Origin of the sequence: Nevskia ramosa DSM 11499 (genome assembly GCF_000420645.1) — a bacterium.
GTDB lineage: Bacteria > Pseudomonadota > Gammaproteobacteria > Nevskiales > Nevskiaceae > Nevskia > Nevskia ramosa.
Genome location: NZ_ATVI01000005.1, coordinates 138,208 through 159,068, shown reverse-complemented (window position 1 = coordinate 159,068; position 20,861 = coordinate 138,208). Strand labels below are relative to the sequence as shown.

Here is a 20,861-nt window from a genome sequence, read left to right as displayed (position 1 = left end):
TTCTTGACGCCTTAGCTGATCGCGCCGATCAGGCGGATCTGCTTGGTTTCCGGTACTTCGTTGTAGGCCAGCACATGCAGGTCCGGCAGCGACTGGCGCGTGAACTTGGCAAGCCAGGGCCGCAGGCCTGCCGGCACCAGCAGCACTGCGGGCTGACCGTTCTGCGCCTGGCGACGTACCTGGTCCGACAGCGACTGGTGCATCCGTTCGGCGAGTCCTGGTTCCAGCACCGCGCTACCTCCTTGCAGGCTTTCCTGCAGGACGCGTTCCAGCGCCGGCGCCAGGGTGAGAACCGGCAGTTCGGGCTCCAGACCATTGATTTCCTGAACAATCTGGCGAGACAGCGCAACCCGTACAGCGGCGGCGAGGACGACGGGTTCCTGACTGCGCGGGGCCGCTTCCGCCAGCGCTTCGGCGATGCCACGCAGGTTGCGCAGCGGCACGCGTTCGGCGAGCAGGGTCTGCAGCACACGGACGAAGGCCGACAGCGACAGCACCTTCGGCACCAGGTCCTCGACCAGCTTCGGCGCGCTCTTGCCGAGCGCGTTGAGCAGCTGCTGGGCTTCATCGAAGCCGAGCAGTTCGTGGCTGTGGTCCTTGACGATCTGGGACAGATGCGTGGCCACCACGGTGGCCGGATCGACCACCGTGTAGCCCAGGGTCTGAGCGTGATCGCGGGCACCGCGTTCGATCCACACGGCATCGAGGCCGAAGGTCGGATCCTTGGTCGCGATGCCTTCGACGGTGCCGAACACCCGGCCCGGATTCAGCGCCATGTCGCGATCCGGATAGACCTGGCCGCTGGCCACCGGCACGCCGTGCAGAGTGATGCGGTAGGCGCTGGGCGCGAGTTCGAGGTTGTCACGGATGTGCACCGGCTGGACCAGGAAACCGAGTTCCTGGGTCAGCTTCTTGCGCACGCCCTTGATCCGCGCCATCAGCTCGCCGCCCTGCTTGGCATCGACCAGCGGCACCAGCCGGTAGCCGACTTCGAGGCCGAGCGGATCTTCCTGCTGAACGTCATCCCAGCCGAGTTCGGCCGGTGCCGCGGCGGCTGGCGGCGGTGCGTTCTTCACTGCCCTCGCCTTCTGCCTGGTACGTTGCGCGGTCATGTAGGCCGCGCCACCGCAGATCGCCGCCAGGCACAGGAACACGCCGTTCGGCATGCCCGGAATGATGCCGACCAGGCCGAGCACGCCAGCGGTGACGGCGAGCACTTTCGGCTCGGCGAATACCTGGCTGATCACCTGCGTACCCATCTGCCCGGCCTTGGACATGCGGGTGACCAGGATCGCCACCGAGGTCGACATCAGCAGACTGGGAATCTGCGCGACCAGACCGTCGCCGATGGTCAGCAAGGTGTAGTTCTTCAACGCCTCGCCGATGCCGAGACCGTGGTTCAGCGTGCCGATGAACAGGCCGCCGATGATGTTGATGAACAGGATCATGATGCCGGCGATGGCATCGCCGCGGATGAACTTCGAAGCACCGTCCATGGAGCCGTAGAAATCCGCTTCCTCGCGCACTTCCTCGCGCCGCGCCTTGGCTTCATCGCGTGTCAACAAACCGGCATTCATGTCGGCGTCGATCGCCATCTGCTTGCCCGGCAGGGCATCGAGCACGAAGCGCGCGGAGACTTCGGACACTCGCTCGGCACCCTTGGTGACGACCATGAAATTGATCAGGGTCAGGATCACGAAGACGATGAAGCCGATCGCGTAATTGCCGCCGATCACGAAGTTGCCGAAGGCTTCGATGACGTGTCCGGCCGCCGCTCCACCCTGATGGCCGTGCAGCAGCACGACGCGTGTGGAAGCGACGTTCAGCGCCAGCCGCAGCAGGGTGACCAGCAGGAGCACGGTCGGGAAGGCGCTGAATTCCAGCGGCCGCATCACGTAGACGACGGCCAGCAGGATGATGATCGACAGCGCAATGTTGAAGGTGAACAGCAGATCGAGCACGAACGGCGCCAGCGGCACCACGATCATCGCCAGCACGATCATCAACAACAGGGGCGCGCCCAGCCCCCGCGCCATGCTATCGGGGCCACGCAGATTGGCCAGCAGCTTGTTGATCGCGATCGGCATCGGTCCTCCGGAAAAAGGAGGACGTCTTTGTCGCACGCCCTCGAGGGGGCGGGTGCAAGTTCCGTTCTAGCGCGCTTTCAAGCTAAACCACACATAAAGTCCCGTCATCCCCGCGCAGGCGGGGATCCAGTTTCGGCCCTAGCGCGCCGCATCAGAACTGGATTCCCGCCTGCGCGGGAATGACGAGGGGAAAATTCCTGGGTCGCTCCCCAAAAAATTCCAGCGTCAAATCTGCGACGCCTACTTCGGTATGGCGATGAAACCGTGCGTGCGATTGTCGGCGCCGGCGTATTCGCCGCTCAGCACGCCGCTGACATTGCGGCTGGCCACCGAGGTCGACGTGAAGCCGTCCGGATGCAGGATGCGGCTGTAACGACCGCCGCAATAAACGAAGCCGCGGCCCAGGGTCAGGCTGGCGAGCGTGGCGTAGACGCCGGTCACGCAGCCATCGTTGGACAGGCCGAGCACTTGCGTGAACACCGCCTGCGGCGCGTCGACGATCTCGAAGCGACCGCCGCGCAGCACGAAGCCATGGCGGCCGAAGCCGATCCGCAGCGCCGGCTTCAGCTGCTGGTAATAGCCGGCCATGGTGCCGTCTTCGCTGATCCGCACGACGTTGGTGCCACCGAGATCGAAGCCCTGCCCGTTGCCGGCGTCGGGCGCGTCGATGGTTTCGACGATGCCGCTGCGCAAGCGGAAACCGTGGCCGACGCTGCGCTTGTCGGCGTACTGGCCGACCACGTCACCGAGCGTGTTGAGCCCGTAGACCGAGGAGCCCAGCCCCGCACCCAGCTCGAACTTCGCCTTGGTCTTCGCGGCCGCCTGCGGGATGTCGATGCTGGTGTAGCGGCCATTGCGCAGCACGAAGCCGTGCTGGGCGCCGCCGGTATCGAACCAGGTGCCGGCCATTGCACCATCTTTGGCGATGCTGATCAGAAAGGTCTGCACCGCGCCGGGATAGTCGACCCTCACCAGGGTCGCCGCGCCGATCCGGCCCTGGAACGCATGGTAGTTGCCGGCGGCATCGTCATAGACGCCGACGAAGCGGCCGAAATCGTTGAGGCCGTTGACCGCGGTGATCGAACCCGCGCCGGGCATGTCGACGGTCGTGTAGACGTAGTTGTTCGAAACGTCGGTGATCGGTGCGGCGGCCAGCGGCAGCGCCGCAAGGCTCAGCAGCGCAGCCAGCAGTGTTCGTAGCGTGATCGGTCCCATGTATTCCTCCCCAGGGTCAAGGCCGATGCCGAAACTGTGTTCGGCGGAACCTCGAATCTAGCACCGCACGGGAGGCGCAAGAACGGTCGAAAGCGTTAGCGCTTGACCAGCCCCACCGCAACTTCCTGGCCTGGCACCGCACCTGCGCTGCAGACCCGATTGCGGCCGGTGCGTTTGGCGGTGTACAGCGCGCCGTCGGCGCGCTGCAGCGGGCTGACCTGGCGCTCGACATCGCGCGGATAGCCAGCAACGCCGATCGACACCGTGACCGGCGGCAGGATGCGGCCTTGGCAATGCACGCGCAGTTCGGCGATCTCGCGGCGGACGCGCTCGGCGCACTGCAGCGCCTGGCTGCCGTCCGGGCGGTCACCGTCGTCGATCAGCAGCACGAACTCCTCGCCACCGAAACGGAACGCGGCTTCGCCCGCGCGTACCGATTCCTGCAGGTGCTTCGCGGTTTCGCGCAACACTTCGTCGCCGGTCTCGTGACCGTGCTGATCGTTGATCCGCTTGAAGTGATCGATGTCGATCATCAGCACCGAGAAGCCACGTCCGCTGCGATCGTGCTCGGTCATCCGGGCGCGCAGCAGTTCGTCGAAATGGCGGCGGTTGTAGAGGCCGGTGAGCGGATCGCGGATCGCCTGGCGGCGCAGTTCCTCGCGCAGCCGGACGTTGCCGATCGCCAGGCCGATCTGCTCGACCACCGAGCCGAGCAGCGCCTCGTCCGGCGGCGTCACCAGACTGCCGATGCGCTCCGACCAGCCGAGATGGATCAGGCCGACCGGGCTGCCGAGCGCGGTGATCGGCACGCAGGTGTGCGGTTCCTGGCCATCGGTGCGGCCATCGAGATGCGGGCACAGGTGCGGATGGCTCGGATCGTCGATGCGCAGCAGCTGACCGCGGCGCAGCGCCCAGCAGTCCTCGGTGCTCAGCATCTCCGGTACCGGCTTGCGAGAGCCCCACTCGGCAATGATCGGGAATGAAGGGTTCTTGCCGTCGCCGAGCCAGAGCGCGCCGCCGTAGCCGTTGAACAGGCGCGGCAGATAGTCGCCGATGATGCGGTAGGCCTCGCCGCTGTCGATGGCGGCGGCCAGCAGGCCGGTCATCTTGTTCAGCAGGCTCAGTTCCTGATTGCGTTCGACCCAGCTGTGCACGGTGTCGTTGAGCTGGCGGGTGCGCTCGGTGACACGCTTCTCGAGATCGGCATTGAGGCGCTTGATCTGCGCTTCGGCGTGACGCTGTTCGGTGATGTCGACCACCACCAGCGACAGGCGCACATTGTCACCGGTGCTGCCATCGTCGAGCCGGCGCGCGTACAGCGATACCCAGACCGGCTTGCCATCGTGATGGCGATAGCGCTTGACGAAGTTGTAGTCGTCGATCTCGCCGGCGACCAGGCGGGCGCGTTCGACGGCCTCGGCCGCGCGATCCTTGGGATCGGTGATTTCCTCGCAGCGGTGCTGCAGCAGTTCCTCGGCACCGTAGCCGACGATCTCCCGGAAGCGCTGGTTGACCATCAACCAGTTGCCTTGCGCATCGATCATCGCGATGCCGACCGCGGCCTGCTCGAAGATGCCCTGGAAGCGCGTCTGGCTGTCGCGCAGTGCCGCCAGTGTTTCCTGTTCGTTGCTGACGTTGCTGGCCATCGACAGGACCGATTGCACTTCGCCGTTGGCGCCGCGCCGTATCGAACTGTGCCACTGGCACCAGATGGGACGGCCGTCGCGGTGATAGTTGCGGCAGGTGGTCTGGATGATCGCCGACGGGCTATCGAAGATCGCTGCGGTCTCGACGCCGATGCGGCCCAGATCGTCGTCGTGAACGAAGCGCCAATCGAAGAAGTTCTTGCCGAGGACTTCAGCCTCGCTCCAGCCAAACATCTCGGCTGCATGCAGGGACCAGCGCTTGACCTTCAGATCCGGCGTCCATTCGATGACCGCCAGCGGCGTGTTGTTGAAATGGAAGTCGCGAATCCGCTGATGCTCCAGCGCCTGCTGTTCGGCGTGTTTGCGCTCGCCGATGTCCTCGATCACGGAGACGAAACGCATCGACGTGGTCGCGGTGGCATCGATGCGACCGACATGCAGGCGGACCCAGATGATGCCGCCATCCGGGCCCAGATAGCGCTTTTCCATCACGTAGCCAGGCAGCTTGCCGGCAGCCACCGCCTCGGCCTGGGCGACATCGAGCGCCACGTCCTCCGGATGGGTGATCGACTGGAAATCGCTGCTCAACAGCTCCGCTTCGCTGCGGCCGAGAATCTCGCAGAAGCGGCGGTTGACGGTCAGCCAGTGGCCTTGGGAATCCAGCATCGCGATACCGACCGCCGCCTGCTCGAAGATCGCGCGCAGTTCGCGGCGGTTCTCGTCGAGCCGCAGATTGTTGGCCAGGAATTCGGTGACATCGAATCCGGCGGTGAAGAAGAATTCCGGCTTGCCATCGGCACCGGCCAGCGAGTGACTGTGCCAGCGGTACCAGGCCAGATGGCCGTCCCGGTGGCGGGTGTGGCGCAGGCTTTCGACCGCAGTGCGCTGGCCGGTCAGGAATTCGCGCATCACCTGCGCGTGGTTTTCGGCCTCGTCGGCATCGAGTACGCCCACTTCGTGCAAGGTTCGCCCGACCACCGCTTCTTCCGGCCAACCGAGCATGACTTCCGCCTGCTTCGACCAGCGGCGTACCCGCAGGTCGCGGTCCCATTCGATCATCGCCAGCGGCAGATGCTCGAAATGGAAATCGCGGATCCGTTGCAGCGCCTGCGTCTCCTGCTCGGCCTTCTTGCGTGCGCTGATGTCGATCGCCATCACCACCGCTGCCGTCGGCAGTTCGGCCGAGCCGGGGACCCGCTCGAAATGCAGGCTGACCCAGGTCAGGCCGCCGTCGCGACGCAGCCACTGCCGCTCGACCGAATGGCGCGTCTGTTCGCCGTTGATGAAGTGGTCGAGCCTCTGGCGGGCAGCCTCGCGCGCTTCGGGAACCAGCAGCAACAGCAGCGACATGCCCTGCAGCTCCTGCACGGTGTAGCCGGTCAGCTCGGCCATGCGGTCACTGGCGATCTGCCAGCAGCCGTCGGCGCCGATCAGGCCGACGCCGGCGGTGGACTGCTCGAAGACGATCCGGAAGCGCTGCTCGCTGGCCAGCGCCGACAGCCGGCCAGCGCGTTCGATCTCGGCCAGCCGGGCGTGGGCTTCAACCAGCGCTCGTTGCTGCCGGGTCCAGCCCGTCAGCAGCGCGACGAACAGGCCGTGACCGAGCCAGACGTAGATCAGGGTCGCCATCAGGAACGGCCGCGGCGGCTCGGCGTCGAGCAGCGACAAGCTGCCGGCAGTGACCAGGCTCGCCAGTGCCAACCAGGCGGCGACGCTGCAGCGCATCGACGCCGTGTCCGGCAGCAGGATGGCCAGCATCAGGTAGACCACCGTGTAGTACGCGTATACCGGCATGAACAGGCTGTGCGTACCGTCGGCAAAGGTGTCGTCGATGAACACCATCGCCACCCTGAGCAGCAGCATGCTGATGGTGATGCCGAGGGTCAGCGCGGCGGCCACTGCATAGGGCATGCGGCGCTGCGAGAACAGCAATGCGGTCAGCAGCATCAGGCTGCCGCTGGCGACGAATGCCTGAGGCTCCCAGGCCATCACCTGGGGCTGCGCCGGCAGGGCCAGCGCCGAACTCAGCATCAGCAGGCCGACCAGCATCGCCGTCATCACCAGGATTCGATCACGGCTGGCCGACAACAGTCCGCGAGCCACGGCCGGTTCGGCGTCCTGGAAGGCGGCGATCACGGCGGGCAACGCGGAATCGGCAGATTCATCGCAACTCTCGGGTGCCGTAATTACGGCGCTGATCCGCCTGCTGCAGTTCCTGTTCCAGCAAGTGCAGCGGCGCTCAGGCGGCCGGTGGCTCCGGTCGAGCATCCGGCAGCGGATCCGGCTCGCCACCGGGCACATCGCCGACCTTCGGCACCAGCGGCCGCTCGCCGCCGCGCCAGGCCTTGAGCTGGTAGACATAGGTCAGCACCTGGGCGACGGCGGCGTAGAGCGCGGTGGGAATTTCCTCGTCGAGATCGCAGCCGCGATACAGCGCGCGGGCCAGCGGCGGCGCTTCGATCAGGGTGATGCCGTGCGCCTTGCCCAGTTCGCGGATCGCGGCGGCGACGGTATCGACACCCTTGGCGATCACCACGGGTGCCTTCTTGCCGCCGGCCGTGTACTTCAACGCCACCGCGTAATGCGTGGGGTTGGTGACGATGACATCGGCGCCGGGCAGCTTTTCCATCATCCGGCGCTGCGACATCTGCTGCTGCAGGCGGCGAATGCGGCCCTTCACTTCCGGGCTGCCTTCGCTCTGCTTGTACTCCTGCTGCACTTCCTGGCGCGACATCTTCAGGCGCTTGGCATTGCTGAAAATCTGCCAGGGCACATCGATCGCCGCGATCAGCGCCAGCGAAGCAACCATCCACATGAACGTCGACGCGACCATCGCCAGCCCGTGGCCGATCGCCTGTCGTGCCGGCTCCATCGCCAGCGATAGCAGCTCCCCGCGCAAACCCCACCAGGCGATGCCAGAGACCAGGCCGACCAGGCAGAACTTGGCGATGCTCTTGCTCAGCTCGACCACGCTATTACCGGAGAACAGACGGCCCAGACCAGTGACCGGATTGAGCCGGCTGAAATCCGGTTGCGCAGCCTTCCAGCTCAGGTTCCAGCCACCGATCAGCATCGGCGCGACCAAGGCCGCGAACAACGTCGCGAACAGGATCGGCGCGACGATCGCCAGCCCGGCGCCGAAGCCGGACAACAGCATCTTCGGCATCAGGCCGGGGTCGGCCAAGATCGCCGCATCAAAGCTCAGCGAGCGGCTCATCGCCTCGTAGGCACTGGCACCGACCTTGGCGCCGTAGCCGGTGATCAAGGCAGCACCAACGCCCATTACCACCGCCGTGCTCAGTTCGCGCGAACGCGGAAGTTGTCCTTTCTCCCGGGCTTCGCGCTTGCGTTTCTCGGTAGCGGGTAGGTTCTTTTCCTGGGCGCTGTCGGACATCGATCAGCCTCCGAACAGGGTGGCGAGCAGCGCGTAGCTGTCGTCGAGCATCCGCGCCATCACTGCCGCCAGCCCCGGCAGGCTGAAGCGCAGCAGCACCAGGCCGGCCGCCAGGGCGATCGGAAAGCCGACCGACAAGGCCGACAAGGCCGGCGCCGAGCGGCTCATCACGCCGAACGCCAGATTGACCAGCAGCAGCGCGATCACCACCGGCAGGCCGATCTGCACGCCGCCGGCAAACAGACTGCCGCCCCAGCGCGCCAGTGCGAGGAAGTTGTCGGCGTTCAGCCCGGGACCACCGACCGGCATGCTGACGAAACTTGCGTGCAGCGCTTCGATCAGCCGCAGATGGCCGCCGGTGGACAGGAACAGCAAGGTGCCGAGCACCATCAGCAACTGGCCCACCACCGGCGTGCCGGCACCGCGCAAGGGGTCGACGAGCTGGGCGAACGACAGCCCCATGCCGTAGGCGATCAGCTCGCCAGCCATGACCACCGCCTCGAACACCAGCATCAGCACGAAGCCCATCGCCACGCCGATGACCATCTGCTTGCCGATCTCCAGCCACCAGCCGGCTTCGAACGGCGCCAGGTAGGGCGGCGTGGGCATCGTCGGCGCCATCACCAGGGTCAGCAGCACGGTCAGCACCACGCGGATGCGCACCGGCACCACGCGGGCACCGAGCACCGGCGCGATCGCCAGCACGCCGCCGATGCGCACCAGCGGCCAGAACCAGCTTTCCAGCCAGCCGATGATCTGGGCGTCGGAGAAGGTCATGGGTGAAACGGAGCGCTTTGCGAGCACTGCTCGCTGCACCCCCAGCCCGGCCATGGATGGCCGGGCTGGGGGTGGGGATATAGGCAAGGTCTCGCCATGGATGGCATCTCCGCGCTCAATGAATAAGCGCAGGAATGCTTTCATAAAGCCGCCGCGTGAACTCGGTCAGCAGGCGCAGCATCCACGGCCCGGTGAACACCAGCACGACGGCCGTCGACAGCAGCTTCGGGATGAAGCTCAGGGTCTGTTCGTTGATCTGGGTCGCGGCCTGGAACACGCCGATCAGCACGCCGACGGCGAGCGCGGTCAGCAGCAGCGGCGCTGCGAGCATCAACACGAGTTGAAGGGCTTGCGATCCGGTCGTCAGTACGGTCTCGGGAGTCATGGCGCGAACTCAGTTGACGACGAAGCTGGCGGCCAGCGTGCCCATCACCAGCGACCAGCCATCGACGAGCACGAACAGCATCAGCTTGAATGGCAGCGAGATGATCACCGGGCTCAGCATCATCATGCCGAGGCTCATCAGTACGCTGGCGATGACCAGATCGATGACCACGAACGGGATGAACAGCAGGAAGCCGATCTGGAACGCAGTGGTCAGCTCGCTGGTCAGGAAGGCGGCGGCGAGCACGGTGAACGGCACGTCGTCGGCGCTGGCATAGGGACCGTTGCCGGCGATCTTCGAGAAGCTCATCAGATCCGCTTCGCGGGTCTGCGCCAGCATGAAGCCGCGCATCGGAACGGCGGCTGCTTTCAGCGCCGGCTCGAAAGCCAGCTCGCCATCGAGATAGGGTTTGGCGGCGTTGTCGTAGACCTTCTCGAACACCGGCTGCATGACGAAGAAGGTGAGGAACAGCGACAGGCCGACGAGGATCTGGTTCGACGGCGTGGCACCGGTGCCGAGCGCCTGTCGCAGCAGGCCCAGCACGACGACGATCCGCGTGAACGCCGTCATCGCCAGCAGGCCGGCCGGCAGCAGGGTCAGCGCCGTCATCATCAACAGCACTTGCAGGCTCAGGCTGTAGTTCTGGCCACCGCCTGGTGCGGGCGACACGTTCAATGCCGGAAGGCCCTTGGTCTGAGCCAATACGTCGGCCATCGGCAGCAGCAGTGCGACTGCGGTCAGCAGCTTGCGGATCATGACTTCGGTGCCTGGCCGAGCGCGCGCTTCAGCGCATCGGAAAACGCTGAGACAATCGGCGGCTGCGGCTGGTCGCTGCCAGCGGCCGGAGCAATCGGGGCTTCGGCAAACACGTGCAAGGTATTGACGCCACCCGCCGACACCCCGATCAGCAAATGCTGACCACCCGCTTCGATCATCAGCACCTTCTCCTTCGGCCCTACCTGCAGACCGGCGTGGATGCGCAGATTGGCCGGGCCGCCAAGGCGCACGCCCTGCACGCGCTTGAGCAGCCAGGCGAGCGCGAAGATCAGGCCCAGCACCACGATCAGCGACAGCGCCGTCTGACCCAGGCTGGGCAGCGCCGTGCTGGTCATCGTTGCTTCCGCAGCAGTGCTCATCGAAAGCTGCGGCGCGCTTACTTCAGCTTGCGGATGCGTTCGGCCGGGCTGACCACATCGGTCAGGCGCACGCCGAATTTCTCGTTGACGACCACCACTTCGCCATGGGCGATCAGGGTGCCGTTGGCGTAGACATCGAGCGGCTCGCCAGCGGCGCGTTCGAGTTCGACGACCGAGCCCTGGTTGAGCTGCAGCAGGTTGCGGATCGGGATGCGGGCGCGGCCCACTTCCATCGACAGGGTCACGGCGACGTCGAGAATGACGTCGAGATTGAACTCGTTTCCGAGGCCTCCGGCGTTGGCGGCGCTGCCTTCCAGGTTCTGGAAGCTGGCGCGGGCGTAGTCCTTGCTGGTGCCGCTCTGGGGGGTCGTGCTCATCGGGTCGTCCTGCTTGGGGGCGGTGCTGAAAGGGTTGCTGGGCGTGGTGCTCATGGCGGCGATCAGTGCACGGTGCTGCTGCGCGGACCGCGGCGGATCACTTCGGTGATGCGGACGGCGTTGTTGCCGTGCGACAGGCCGAACGTGCCCTTGAACACCGGCATGTCCTCGACGCAGAGATCGATGGTTTTCGGCAGGTTCACCGGCAGCACATCACCGGGCTTGAGCTGCAGCAGTTCGCGGACGCTGAGGTTGAGCGTGGCCAGCTGGCTGCCAATCTCGACTTCGGCGTCCTGCAGCTGCTCGCGCAGGCTCTGCGTCCAGCGCTCGTCCTTCTCGACACGATCGGACTGCAGGCCGGTATCGAGTTGATCGCGGATCGGCTCGATCATCGAATACGGAAACGTGATGTGCAGATCGCCGCCACCGCCTTCCAGCTCGATGCGGAAGCGCGACACCACGACAATCTCGGACGGCGACACGATGTTCGCGAAGTGCGGATTGACTTCCGAATTCATGTATTCGAAGTCGAGGTCCATCACCGGTGACCAGGCTTCCTGCAGATCGTTGAAGGCCTGACGCAGCAGCAACTGGACGACGCGCATCTCGGTCGGTGTGAACTCGCGGCCTTCGATCTTGGTGGCGATCTTGCCGTCGCCACCGAAGAAATTCTCGACCACCGAATAGACCAGGCGCGGCTCGAAGATGAACAGCGCCGTGCCACGCAACGGCTTGACCCGCACCAGGTTCAGGCTGGTCGGCACCAGCAGCGAATGGGTGTACTCGCTGAACTTGGCCATCTCGATGCCGACGACCGACAACTCCGGCGAGCGACGCAGCATGTTGAACAGGCCGATGCGGAACAGGCGCGCGAAGCGCTCGTTGATCATTTCCAGAGTCGGCAGGCGGCCGCGGACGATGCGGTCCTGGGTCGCGAAGTTGAACGAACGCGCTTCGCCCGGCGCGGCCGGCGGCGCTTCGGTGGCGACCGAGCCGCTGTCGACGCCGTGCAGCAGCGCGTCGATTTCGTCTTGTGAAAGCAAGTCTTGCATGGTCGCGTCCGGGCTTGAAGCGGGCTTACTGCATGACGAAGCTGGTGAAATAGACCGCGTCGACACCGGGCTTGCCGGTCTCCTTGGTCAGGATTCGCTGGACTTCCTCGAGCACCTTCTTCTGCAGCGCTTCCTTGCCTTCGCGGCTGGCGACATCGGCCGAACTCTGGGCGCCAAGCAGCATCAGCAGCGCGTTGCGGATCTGGGCGTTGTGCAGCTTCAGCGCGTCGACCACGGCCGCACTGCGGGCCGACAGTTCGATCTCCACCTGCAGGAAGTGGCTGGCGTCGCCGTCATTGATGTTGACGACGAAGGCCGGCGTCAGCGGCAGATAGTTGGCCGCGCCTTTCTTGCCGTCCTTGTCGCCCGCGTCATGGCCTTCGGCTGCAGCTTCGCCATGACCTTCGGCGGCCGCTTCGACACCGGCTTCGGCACCTTGCTCATGCGCCGGCGCAGCGGCCGGCTTCGGTGCCAGAAAGAACACGGCCGCACCGGACAAGGCCGCCGACAGCAGGGCGGCGCCGATGATCGGAATCAGCACTGCGCTTTTCTTCGGCGCGGCTGCTGCGGGGGCCTCGGCTGGGGTGGCGGCTGCCATGTGCGGATGCTCGTCTGCGGGATCTGCAGACTGTTTTGCAACCGCTGTGCCACTGACAGGCCGACATCAAGCCATTGTTCCTGATGGCTTTTTACCCGTGTCGCGAGCCGTCGGAAATTTGACTGCGCGGCGTGCGGACGGGCCCGCAGAAAACCGCGACGGAAATGCGGCGCCGCTTTCTGCAGGTTTCAGGGCGTGGCCGGCGCTTCCGGTTCGCGCAGGAAACCGAACGCCGCCGGAACGCCGGCCTCGTCGATCCGCTCCAGCGCCAGGCGCTGAGCTTGAAGCGCGATCGCCAGCCCGGTCGCGGCACCCGGCGACAAGGCCAGCACCGCTGCCAGACGTGATTCATCGACCAGCCCTTGATCCGACACCAGGCGCTGCAAGGCCCAGTCCAGATCGCGATCGGTGAGCCAGCCGGGACCACGCGCAGTGAGCAGCCAGAGCCCGCCGTGCTCGTCGATTGCTGCGCGCAGAACGTCGCCAGCCGGCGTGCCGAGATGCGTGCTCAGCGCATCGCCTTCCGCCGGCGCGCTCAACATCAGAGGCGCGGCATCGAGCGCGACATAACCGCGCTGCGGTCCGTTCTGGAAATACCAGGCGCCGCGCTCGTCGGCGACGTAATTCGCATTGATGGTGTCGACGATCTGCGGCCGGCTGATCACTTCGTCCTTGATCAGCCAGCGGCCACGCCGATCCAGCCGCAGCCAGCCATAGAGATGCGGCACGTTCGGCCAGCGCAGCATCGCGCGCTGGGCCCAGGGTTCGATACTGGGCTCTACTGAAGGTTCAGTCATCGGATCAACGATTGGCAGGCGTGACGGCGCGTACGGCGGCGGACAACTGGCGGGCATCGGCCTGTGGCAAGGGCAGGTAGAACGCCGCCATCTCGCCAGCCAGTTTCGCCGCTGCCGCCTGCGGGCGCGGTGAGGTATCGACGAACAGCGTCGCATGTCCGGAGGCGCGCAGCCGGCGCGACGCGGCCAGCGCATCGGCCTCGGCCTGTGCCCGGCCCGGCGCACCGTCGCGGCCGATGTTGGCGCGGCCATCGGTCATCAGCACGATGCCCGGCGTTTCGCCACGGCGGCGAATCGCGTCGGCGAGTTCGATCGCCGCATCGAGCGCCGTTGCCAGCGGCGTGCCGCCCCCGCCCGGCAGGCCGGCGAGGCTGCGCTTGGCGCGAACCAGCGAACGCGTCGGCGGCAACAGCAGTTCGGCGATCGCACCGCGAAAGCCGATCACCGCGACCCGATCGCGGCGCACATAGCAATCGGCCAGCAGCAGTTCCACCGCGCCTTTCGCTTCGGCCAGCCGGTTCAGCGCCGACGAGCCCGAGGCGTCGACGACGAAGATGGTGGTCGTCTCGCGCCGCTGTTCGAGCCGCGCGACGTGGAAATCCTCGCGACGGACCAGCACCCGCGGCGTACTGCCGTCGCCCTTGCCACGCATCAGCAGTTCCTGTCGCCGCAAGCGCTGCCACGGCGCTGCCGCCCGCAAGGTATCGATGATCGCCAGCCGCTGGCCGGCACGCGGCTCGCCGCGCCGCGCACCGGCCGGCCGGCCGCGCGTCGCCGCTTTCTGCAGCGCACCGGATTTGCCCGACGCCCGCGCCTTGCCGCCCTGCCCGCCGGCCTTCAGCTGCGCCAGCAGGTTCGGCGGAATCGCCGCGGCAGCGGCGGCGAGGACTACGTCCTGCATCGCTTGATCGACATCGTGTGGTTGTTGAGGAGGCTGCTCCTGATCCGGTGACGACGAAGATTCCGGCGGTGGCGCATCGGCCTCGCCCGGCTCCGATGGCGCTTCTTCGGGTTGCTCGGGCTGAGGTTCGTTGACCGGCAGCCGCGTTGCCCGCGGTGCCAGCACCAGACGGCTGGCGATCGCGGCATCCGCCTCATTGGCGAGCGCGCGGCCATCGAGCGCCGCGGCAATGCGCGCCGCGCGCGACGCCAGCCAGACCGCGCGCAGCGAAGCGATGCCGAGGGCGATGGCGGTATGGGCCAGCGCGTCGATCAACGCTTCCGGCAACCGTACTTCGGGCAGCAGCACGCGCGCCGCAGCGATCGCTTCCGCATCAATCCCGCTGTTGCTGGCGTCAATGCGGCGCAGGCCATCGAAATCGAGCGCAAACGCCAGGCGATCGAGCAGCGCCGGCGCCAGCGCTTCGTCGGGCTCCAGGCTTTCATCGAGCGCGACCACGCCGAGCCGAGCCGGCACCGCACCGACGATGCCTTCGCGCGCCAGCCGCAGTTCGCCGTCATCGAGCACGGCGGCGATGCGGGCGACGGTGCCGGTGCTCAGTCGCTCGGCCATGGTCAGCAGCAGCACGCCGCCATCGGCCTCGCCAAGCAGGCCGCGCTCGGCGATCGGCCGACCGGCCGCCAAGGTCGCCGACAGATCCAGGCCACCGAGCAGACGACCATCGGCGATATTCAGCGGCACTTTCCGCCACGGTGCAGCCGCCGGCAGCCAGCCGCGAAGCAGTTGCAGCCAGGCGTCGCGCGCCGGGCCGGGAAGCGACCGCAAGGCAACGCCGCCGAGGCTCGCCGGATCGACCGCGAACAGCGCGGCAGCCGAGACCGCGTCGTCGTGGCGTGCCTGCAGGAACTCGTCGTCTGGCGACGACATGACCTTGTCGCTCAGGCGCCGAACAACTGGGCGACGGCGCGTTCGACCCGAACCGTCGAACCGGCATCGTCGAGCGGATTGCGGCGCAGACGATGACGCAGGCTCGGCGCCGCGATGCGCCGCAGATGGCGATCACCGACCGTCGCATCGCCATCGAGCGCAGCCAGCGCGCGGGCGGCGCGCATCAAGGTCAGCTCGCCTCTGAGGCCATCGGTGCCGAGGCTCAGGCACAGGCTGGCGGCGCGTTCCAGCACCGCATCCGGCACGGTCACGGTGTCGAGGCGCTTGCGGGCAGCGACGATCCGGCGGCGGACCTTGTCGTCCTCCTTCTGCCATTCGGCGATGAATGCGGCGCGGTCGCGCTCGAAGGCATCGCGGCGGCGGACGACGCTGATCCGCAGCGCGAGATCGGTCGGCGTCGATACCTCGACCGACAGGCCGAAGCGATCGAGCAACTGCGGCCGAAGCTCGCCCTCTTCCGGGTTGCCGCTGCCGATCAGCACGAAGCGCGCGGGATGGCGAATGCTCAGGCCTTCGCGCTCGACGACGTTCTCGCCCGAGGCCGCGACATCGATCAGCAGGTCGACGAGGTGATCTTCGAGCAGGTTCACTTCATCGACATACAGGAAGCCGCGATTGGCGCGTGCCAGCAGGCCCGGCTCGAACGCCTTGATGCCCTGGGCCAGCGCCTTTTCGAGATCGAGCGCGCCAACCACGCGGTCCTCGGTGGCGCCCAGCGGCAGATCGACCACCGGCACCGGCACCTTGTGGGTCTTCTTCTTCCCGTCGCCAAGTTTGGCGAGGCTGGTCTGGCAGGCCTCGGACGGATCGTCCGGCGCGCAGTGATACGGGCAGCCGATCACCGCTTCCATCGGCGGCAACAACGCGGCGAGCGCACGCACTGCGGTCGATTTGCCGGTGCCGCGGTCGCCGAACACCATGACGCCGCCGATCGCCGGCTCGACTGCCGCGATCAGCAGCGCCAGCTTCATTTCTTCCTGGCCGACGATGGCCGAAAACGGGAACGGCAGGGGCATGCGCGGCGGTCCTCGTAGCGATGTGCCGGAAAAGTGTCATGACAAGCGAACGTCAGCAAGACTTTACCAAAGGCGCAGCAAGCCACGGCCGTTTGTTGCGAGGCTGGCGGGCGTCGGCGAGACTGCCGCATGTCCTCCCCGAACTCTTTGCGCCTGCCGCTGCTACAGGCTGCGGCTGCTGTGCTGGCGCTGGTGATGATCGTGTCCGCGATCCTGCAATTGCGCGAGACCCGCCAGGGTCTGACCGTGACCCGCAGCGTCGTCGGCAGCATTCCGATCACCATCTACGCCCCGGCCGACGGCAAGCCGGGCCCGGCGGTGGTGATCGCCCATGGCTTCGCCGGCTCGCAGCAATTGATGCAGCCGTTCGCGACCACGCTGGCGCACGCCGGCCAGATCGCCATCACCTTCGATTTCCCCGGCCACGGTCGCAATCCCTTGCCGCTGCCGGGCGGGCTCGTCGATCAGTCGACGATGTCGGCGGCCTTGATCGACGCGCTGAAGCAGGTCGTCGCCCATGCGCGGAGCTTGCCGCAGGTCGACGGCCGGGTGGCGCTGCTCGGCCATTCGATGGCCTCCGATGTCGTGGTCCAGGTCGGCATGGACGATCCGCGGCTGGCGGCGACCATTGCCGTATCGCTGTTCGTGCCACGCGCGACGACCACCGCGCCGCGCAATCTGCTGATCATCGATGGCGCGCTGGAAGCCCAGGCCCTGATCGACGAAGGCTTTGCCAGCCTCACCGAAACCGCAGGTGGCATGCCGAAAACAGACTTCACCTACGGTCGCTTCGACGACGGCAGCGCGCGACGCCTGGTGCTGGCGCGCGGCGCCGAACACATCGGCGTGCTGTATGCGCGCGACAGTCTCGATGCCGCAGTCGCCTGGCTGGCCCAGGTGTTCGATCGGCCGGCTGGCGCCTGGCGCGATACCCGCGGCGGCGCGCTGGCGCTGCTGTTCGGCGGGCTGATCCTGCTCGCCTGGCCGCTGGCTTCGCGGCTGCCGGCGTCCTCGGCACCGTCGCTGGGGTTGGCACTCGGCCACCGGGACTTGCTGCACATCGCCGGCCTGCCGGCGATCGCCACGCCCCTGCTGCTGTGGCCGCTGCCGCACGACTGGCTGCCGCTGCTGCTGGGCGGCTATCTGGCGATGCACTTCGCGCTCTATGGCTTGCTGATGGCGATGCTGCTCTGGCGACGCGGGCATCGGCTGCCGAGCTTCGCCAGCTTTGATGGCCGGATCTGGCTGAGCCTGCTGGCCGTGACTGCGGGCACAACGCTGGCCTTCGGCTTCGCGCTCGATGGCTGGGTAGCTTCGGTGAAGCCGATCGCGATGCGACTGCCGCTGATCGCGGCAATGGTCGTCGGCCTGCTGCCGTTCTTCCTCATCGACGAATGGATCACCCGCGGCGCGCGGCCTGTGAAGGGCGGCTATGCGCTGACCAAGGCGCTGCTGCTCGCCTCGCTGCTGCTGGCCGTGGCGCTGAACCTGGGCGAGCTGTTTTTCCTGATCATCATCGTGCCGGTGATCCTGCTGCTGTTCATCGTTTTTGGTTTGCTGGGCGGCTGGGTGGGACGCCGCAGCGGTCAGCCGCTGATCGCGGCCTTCAGCAATGCGCTGCTGTTCGGCTGGCTGATCGCGGTGAGCTTTCCGGTGGTCAGCCGATGACTCTTTCAATGGGCTTGGCGACCCGTCTGCGGTCTGCGACGGCCAGCCTGCATCGTGAAGTCGAAAGCAGTCCGCTGATCGCGACTCTGCTGCGCGGCAAGCTCGATCGCGCCGGCTACTGCCTGCTGCTGCGCAATCTGCAGCCGATCTATGCGGCACTGGAAGCACGGCTGCCGACGCTTGCCGAAGATCCGGTGATCGCCTGCATCTTCGATCCCGTGCTCGCGCGCCTGCCAGCGCTGGAAGCGGATCTGGTCACACTGCAGGGTGCGAGCTGGTCATCGCTGCCGCTGCAGGAAGCTGCCGAGGTCTATCAGGCCCACCTGCTGCAACTCGATGCGCCAGGCCTCGTCGCTCACGCCTATGTCCGCTATCTCGGCGATCTGGCCGGCGGCCAGATGCTGGCGCGCGTCGTTGGTCGCGCGCTGGTGCTCGATGGCGATCAGGGCACTGCCTTCTATGCGTTTCCGTCGCCTGGGGCGGCGGTACTCGGGCAGCGCTTCCGCGAAGGACTGGATCGCATCGTGTTGCCGGAAACGGCACTGAGCCGGATCGTCGACGAAGCCTGTCTCGGCTTCCGCTGGCATGGCGATCTGTTCAGGGCGCTGGGCGTCGACTGCGATCTGGCTCAGCGTTCGCCTTTGCCACTGGCGTAACGGCGCAGCCGGCGATACAGCGCAGCGGCGCGCTGGGTCGAGGTTTCCAGTTCGCGCAGCAGCGGCACGGCGCCGCCGTCGCCGATCGCATCGGAAATCTCCATCGCGGCAACGTTGGCGTTGGCGAGGATCGCGCCGATCACTTCATCCGGCTCGCGCAGCTGAGAACCGCCTTCGCTAGCCGCGAGATCGCGTTCGGCCTGCAGCATCGTGGTCTCGAAATGCTGGCGAGCCGATTCGGTCTGCTGACGTACGGTGAGATCGCTGAGGATGACGATGAAGCCGAGGATGCTGCTGCCCTGCCCCGGTACCACATCGGCACGAATGCCGATCGGCAGCGGCGCGGCGCCGGAAGTCACCAGCCCGGCCTCGCCGCGCCAGGGCAGGCGCTCCTGCTGCAGGCGCTTGAGCATCGCCCGGACTTCACCGGGCTCGAGAAACAGGCCACCGAGATCGTCCAGCGTGCTCAGCGTGGCGGCAGGGCTGCCGGGCAGGCGCTGGAAAGTTTCGTTCGAGTACAGGATCCGGCCGGCCGGGTCGGCGATGATCACCGGGTCTTTGGAGTTGCCGACCTGCGAACGCACCAGATTCAGCTGATGCTGGGCAATCAGCAGCCGCACTGCCTGGATTTGCAGAATGATGTCGCTCAGCGACTGGCCGATCGCCTTCGCCAGAACTTCCTCAGCGCGCGTCCACGGTGCCGCCGTGCCGCGGACGATCTCCGACCAGGCCGCGAACGAACGGCGCGGCGACAGGGTCAGCGGATCGTCATTGAGCAGCGGCTTGGCCGGATCGCCAGCCCAGGTGTACTCACAGGGCTGCTCCTTGCGGAACCACATCAGCCAGTCCGGCCGCGATGGCGACAGCGGCACCGCCATGACGCCGCTCGCAGTGGCTGCCATCGACGCGAATTCCGGGTTGCGACGGACTACTGAAGCACAGGTGTAGACGCCGCCCTCGCCCGGTTGCGCCGATACCCAGGCCAGCAGCGCACGCAGATCAGGGGTCGACGGCACATCGCCGGCGGTCATGATCTCGCCGTCGTGGAACAGCGCCGCGCCGGTGGCATCGACCGGCGTCAGCAAGGTGCGTGAATTGCGGAACAGCGCGTTGCGCCAGTCGCCATCGGTGGAGGTCGCTTCGATCAGCCGCAGCTCCAGGCGCTTGACCAGCACTTCGACCTGCGACTGCACGTAATTCTCGATCGCGGCGATGCGCGTCGAGATCACCTCGGCGAGCAATTCCAGCGCGGCGCGCGAGGTATACGGCACGTAGCGCGGCGAATAGTGATGGCAGGCGATCAGCCCCCAGAGCTTGCCCTCGCGCACCAGCGACACCACCAGGGTGCCGGTCACGCCCATGTTCTTCAGGTACTGCAGGTGCAGCGGCGACATGCTGCGCAGGTGGCACAGCGACATGTCCAGCTCGCTGCCGTCCGGCAACTGCCGCGGCACGATCGCCACCGGTTCGTAATGGACGTCGACCAGCACCCGCACCCGGTTGCGGATGTACAGCTCGCGGGCGCGCTGCGGGATATCGGTGGCCGGATAGTGATGGCCGAGCAACGAATCGAGGTTGGTATCGCGGGCCTCGGCGATGATTTCGCCATGACCGTCAGGATCGAATTTGTAGACCATGACCCGGTCGTAGCCGGTGGTCTCGCGTACGCAATGCACCACGGCTTCGGACAGGAAGGCGATGGTCGGCGCACTGCTGAACTTCTTCACGGCCTGGGCTATGGCGGCCTGGGTCACCGGCTTCGCTGATTCATAGCGCAGGTTGTAGGCGGTGTCGGCATCCTGCTGCGCGAGTTCCAGCTCGACCACCAGCCCGCCATGCGGGGCGCGATGCAGCGTGCCTTCCAGCAGGACGCGGCCAGCGGCGCCATCGACGGTGCAGCGCAGCGGTGCCGGCTCGGACAGATCGGCAACCAGCGCCGCGCGGACTTTGGCCAACAGATTGCCGCCAAGCTGGCTCGCCGACTGGCCCAGCAGCGCCATCAACGGCCGACCCGACAGGCAGACGACATTGCTGCTCGCCTGGACGATGGTGAGAGCAGGTTCGGCGAGCGTCAGCAGCACGCCATGCGGCTGGATCGAGCCCGCGAGATGGATCAGCTCGCGCTCGCAATTGCTGAGCGTGGCTTCGCCGAACGGCGGACTCGCGAGCGCTTCATTCATCCGTCTTGCGTCTCCGAACTAGAGGCCC

General features: G+C 66.6%; 17 protein-coding genes. 2 read left to right on the top strand and 15 right to left on the bottom strand.

Translation table 11 applies throughout. The annotated features are described in order from the left end of the window. Positions 1 to 11: 11 nt before the first annotated feature. The 14 genes from flhA to bchI all read right to left on the bottom strand — a co-directional run bounded on the left by flhA (position 12) and on the right by bchI (position 16,329). Entirely contained in the window at positions 12 to 2,087 is a 2,076-nt protein-coding gene (gene flhA, locus G513_RS0101455) for a flagellar biosynthesis protein FlhA (RefSeq protein ID WP_022975051.1), read from the bottom strand. A gap of 240 nt (positions 2,088 to 2,327) precedes the next feature. Further along, on the bottom strand, positions 2,328 to 3,302 hold the full coding sequence (locus G513_RS20795; protein WP_022975050.1) for a hypothetical protein: 975 nt from the start codon (positions 3,300 to 3,302) through the stop codon (positions 2,328 to 2,330). A gap of 95 nt (positions 3,303 to 3,397) precedes the next feature. After that, positions 3,398 to 7,084, bottom strand: coding sequence for a PAS domain S-box protein (locus G513_RS24560; RefSeq protein WP_245563075.1), 3,687 nt, complete (start codon positions 7,082 to 7,084; stop codon positions 3,398 to 3,400). 103 nt (positions 7,085 to 7,187) lie between these two features. Then, on the bottom strand, positions 7,188 to 8,342 hold the full coding sequence (gene flhB / locus G513_RS0101440; RefSeq protein WP_022975048.1) for a flagellar biosynthesis protein FlhB: 1,155 nt from the start codon (positions 8,340 to 8,342) through the stop codon (positions 7,188 to 7,190). Between the two features lie 3 nt (positions 8,343 to 8,345). Continuing rightward, positions 8,346 to 9,119 (bottom strand): flagellar biosynthetic protein FliR, encoded by a 774-nt coding sequence (fliR, locus tag G513_RS0101435; protein WP_022975047.1) that lies wholly within the window; start codon positions 9,117 to 9,119, stop codon positions 8,346 to 8,348. A gap of 115 nt (positions 9,120 to 9,234) precedes the next feature. Continuing rightward, complete coding sequence (gene fliQ / locus G513_RS0101430) at positions 9,235 to 9,504, bottom strand: flagellar biosynthesis protein FliQ (protein ID WP_022975046.1); 270 nt, start codon at positions 9,502 to 9,504, stop codon at positions 9,235 to 9,237. A gap of 9 nt (positions 9,505 to 9,513) precedes the next feature. Then, positions 9,514 to 10,218, bottom strand: a complete 705-nt coding sequence (fliP, locus tag G513_RS0101425) for a flagellar type III secretion system pore protein FliP (protein WP_366511646.1) — start codon at positions 10,216 to 10,218, stop codon at positions 9,514 to 9,516. A 38-nt stretch (positions 10,219 to 10,256) separates the two neighbouring features. Then, complete coding sequence (gene fliO, locus G513_RS20785; protein ID WP_022975044.1) at positions 10,257 to 10,640, bottom strand: flagellar biosynthetic protein FliO; 384 nt, start codon at positions 10,638 to 10,640, stop codon at positions 10,257 to 10,259. Between the two features lie 17 nt (positions 10,641 to 10,657). Then, positions 10,658 to 11,071 (bottom strand): flagellar motor switch protein FliN, encoded by a 414-nt coding sequence (gene fliN, locus G513_RS0101415; protein ID WP_022975043.1) that lies wholly within the window; start codon positions 11,069 to 11,071, stop codon positions 10,658 to 10,660. A gap of 8 nt (positions 11,072 to 11,079) precedes the next feature. After that, the gene (gene fliM, locus G513_RS0101410; protein ID WP_022975042.1) at positions 11,080 to 12,069 is read right to left on the bottom strand and encodes a flagellar motor switch protein FliM; all 990 of its coding nucleotides are present in this window, start codon (positions 12,067 to 12,069) and stop codon (positions 11,080 to 11,082) included. A gap of 25 nt (positions 12,070 to 12,094) precedes the next feature. After that, positions 12,095 to 12,667 (bottom strand): flagellar basal body-associated FliL family protein, encoded by a 573-nt coding sequence (locus G513_RS24555; protein WP_022975041.1) that lies wholly within the window; start codon positions 12,665 to 12,667, stop codon positions 12,095 to 12,097. A 188-nt stretch (positions 12,668 to 12,855) separates the two neighbouring features. Then, positions 12,856 to 13,464: a DUF2946 family protein gene (locus tag G513_RS0101400; RefSeq protein ID WP_245563050.1), complete on the bottom strand. Its 609-nt coding sequence runs from the start codon at positions 13,462 to 13,464 to the stop codon at positions 12,856 to 12,858. 4 nt (positions 13,465 to 13,468) lie between these two features. After that, positions 13,469 to 15,292 carry a magnesium chelatase subunit D gene (locus G513_RS0101395; protein WP_022975039.1) on the bottom strand — a complete coding sequence of 608 codons (1,824 nt, stop codon included), beginning with the start codon at positions 15,290 to 15,292 and terminating at the stop codon, positions 13,469 to 13,471. 11 nt (positions 15,293 to 15,303) lie between these two features. Next, entirely contained in the window at positions 15,304 to 16,329 is a 1,026-nt protein-coding gene (bchI, locus tag G513_RS0101390; RefSeq protein ID WP_022975038.1) for a magnesium chelatase ATPase subunit I, read from the bottom strand. 129 nt (positions 16,330 to 16,458) lie between these two features. On the opposite strand from bchI, the gene G513_RS0101385 reads away from it, so the two are divergent. Both G513_RS0101385 and G513_RS0101380 read left to right on the top strand, forming a co-directional pair. Beyond that, positions 16,459 to 17,997: a serine aminopeptidase domain-containing protein gene (locus G513_RS0101385; RefSeq protein WP_033417089.1), complete on the top strand. Its 1,539-nt coding sequence runs from the start codon at positions 16,459 to 16,461 to the stop codon at positions 17,995 to 17,997. Continuing rightward, complete coding sequence (locus G513_RS0101380) at positions 17,994 to 18,653, top strand: biliverdin-producing heme oxygenase (protein ID WP_211219589.1); 660 nt, start codon at positions 17,994 to 17,996, stop codon at positions 18,651 to 18,653. The genes G513_RS0101385 and G513_RS0101380 overlap by 4 nt, the downstream gene beginning before the upstream one ends. Here the strand turns inward: G513_RS0101380 and G513_RS0101375 are convergent. Then, a complete protein-coding gene (locus tag G513_RS0101375) occupies positions 18,626 to 20,833 on the bottom strand; it encodes a GAF domain-containing protein (protein WP_022975035.1) in 2,208 nt (735 codons plus the stop codon). The genes G513_RS0101380 and G513_RS0101375 overlap by 28 nt on opposite strands. Positions 20,834 to 20,861 lie beyond the last annotated feature (28 nt).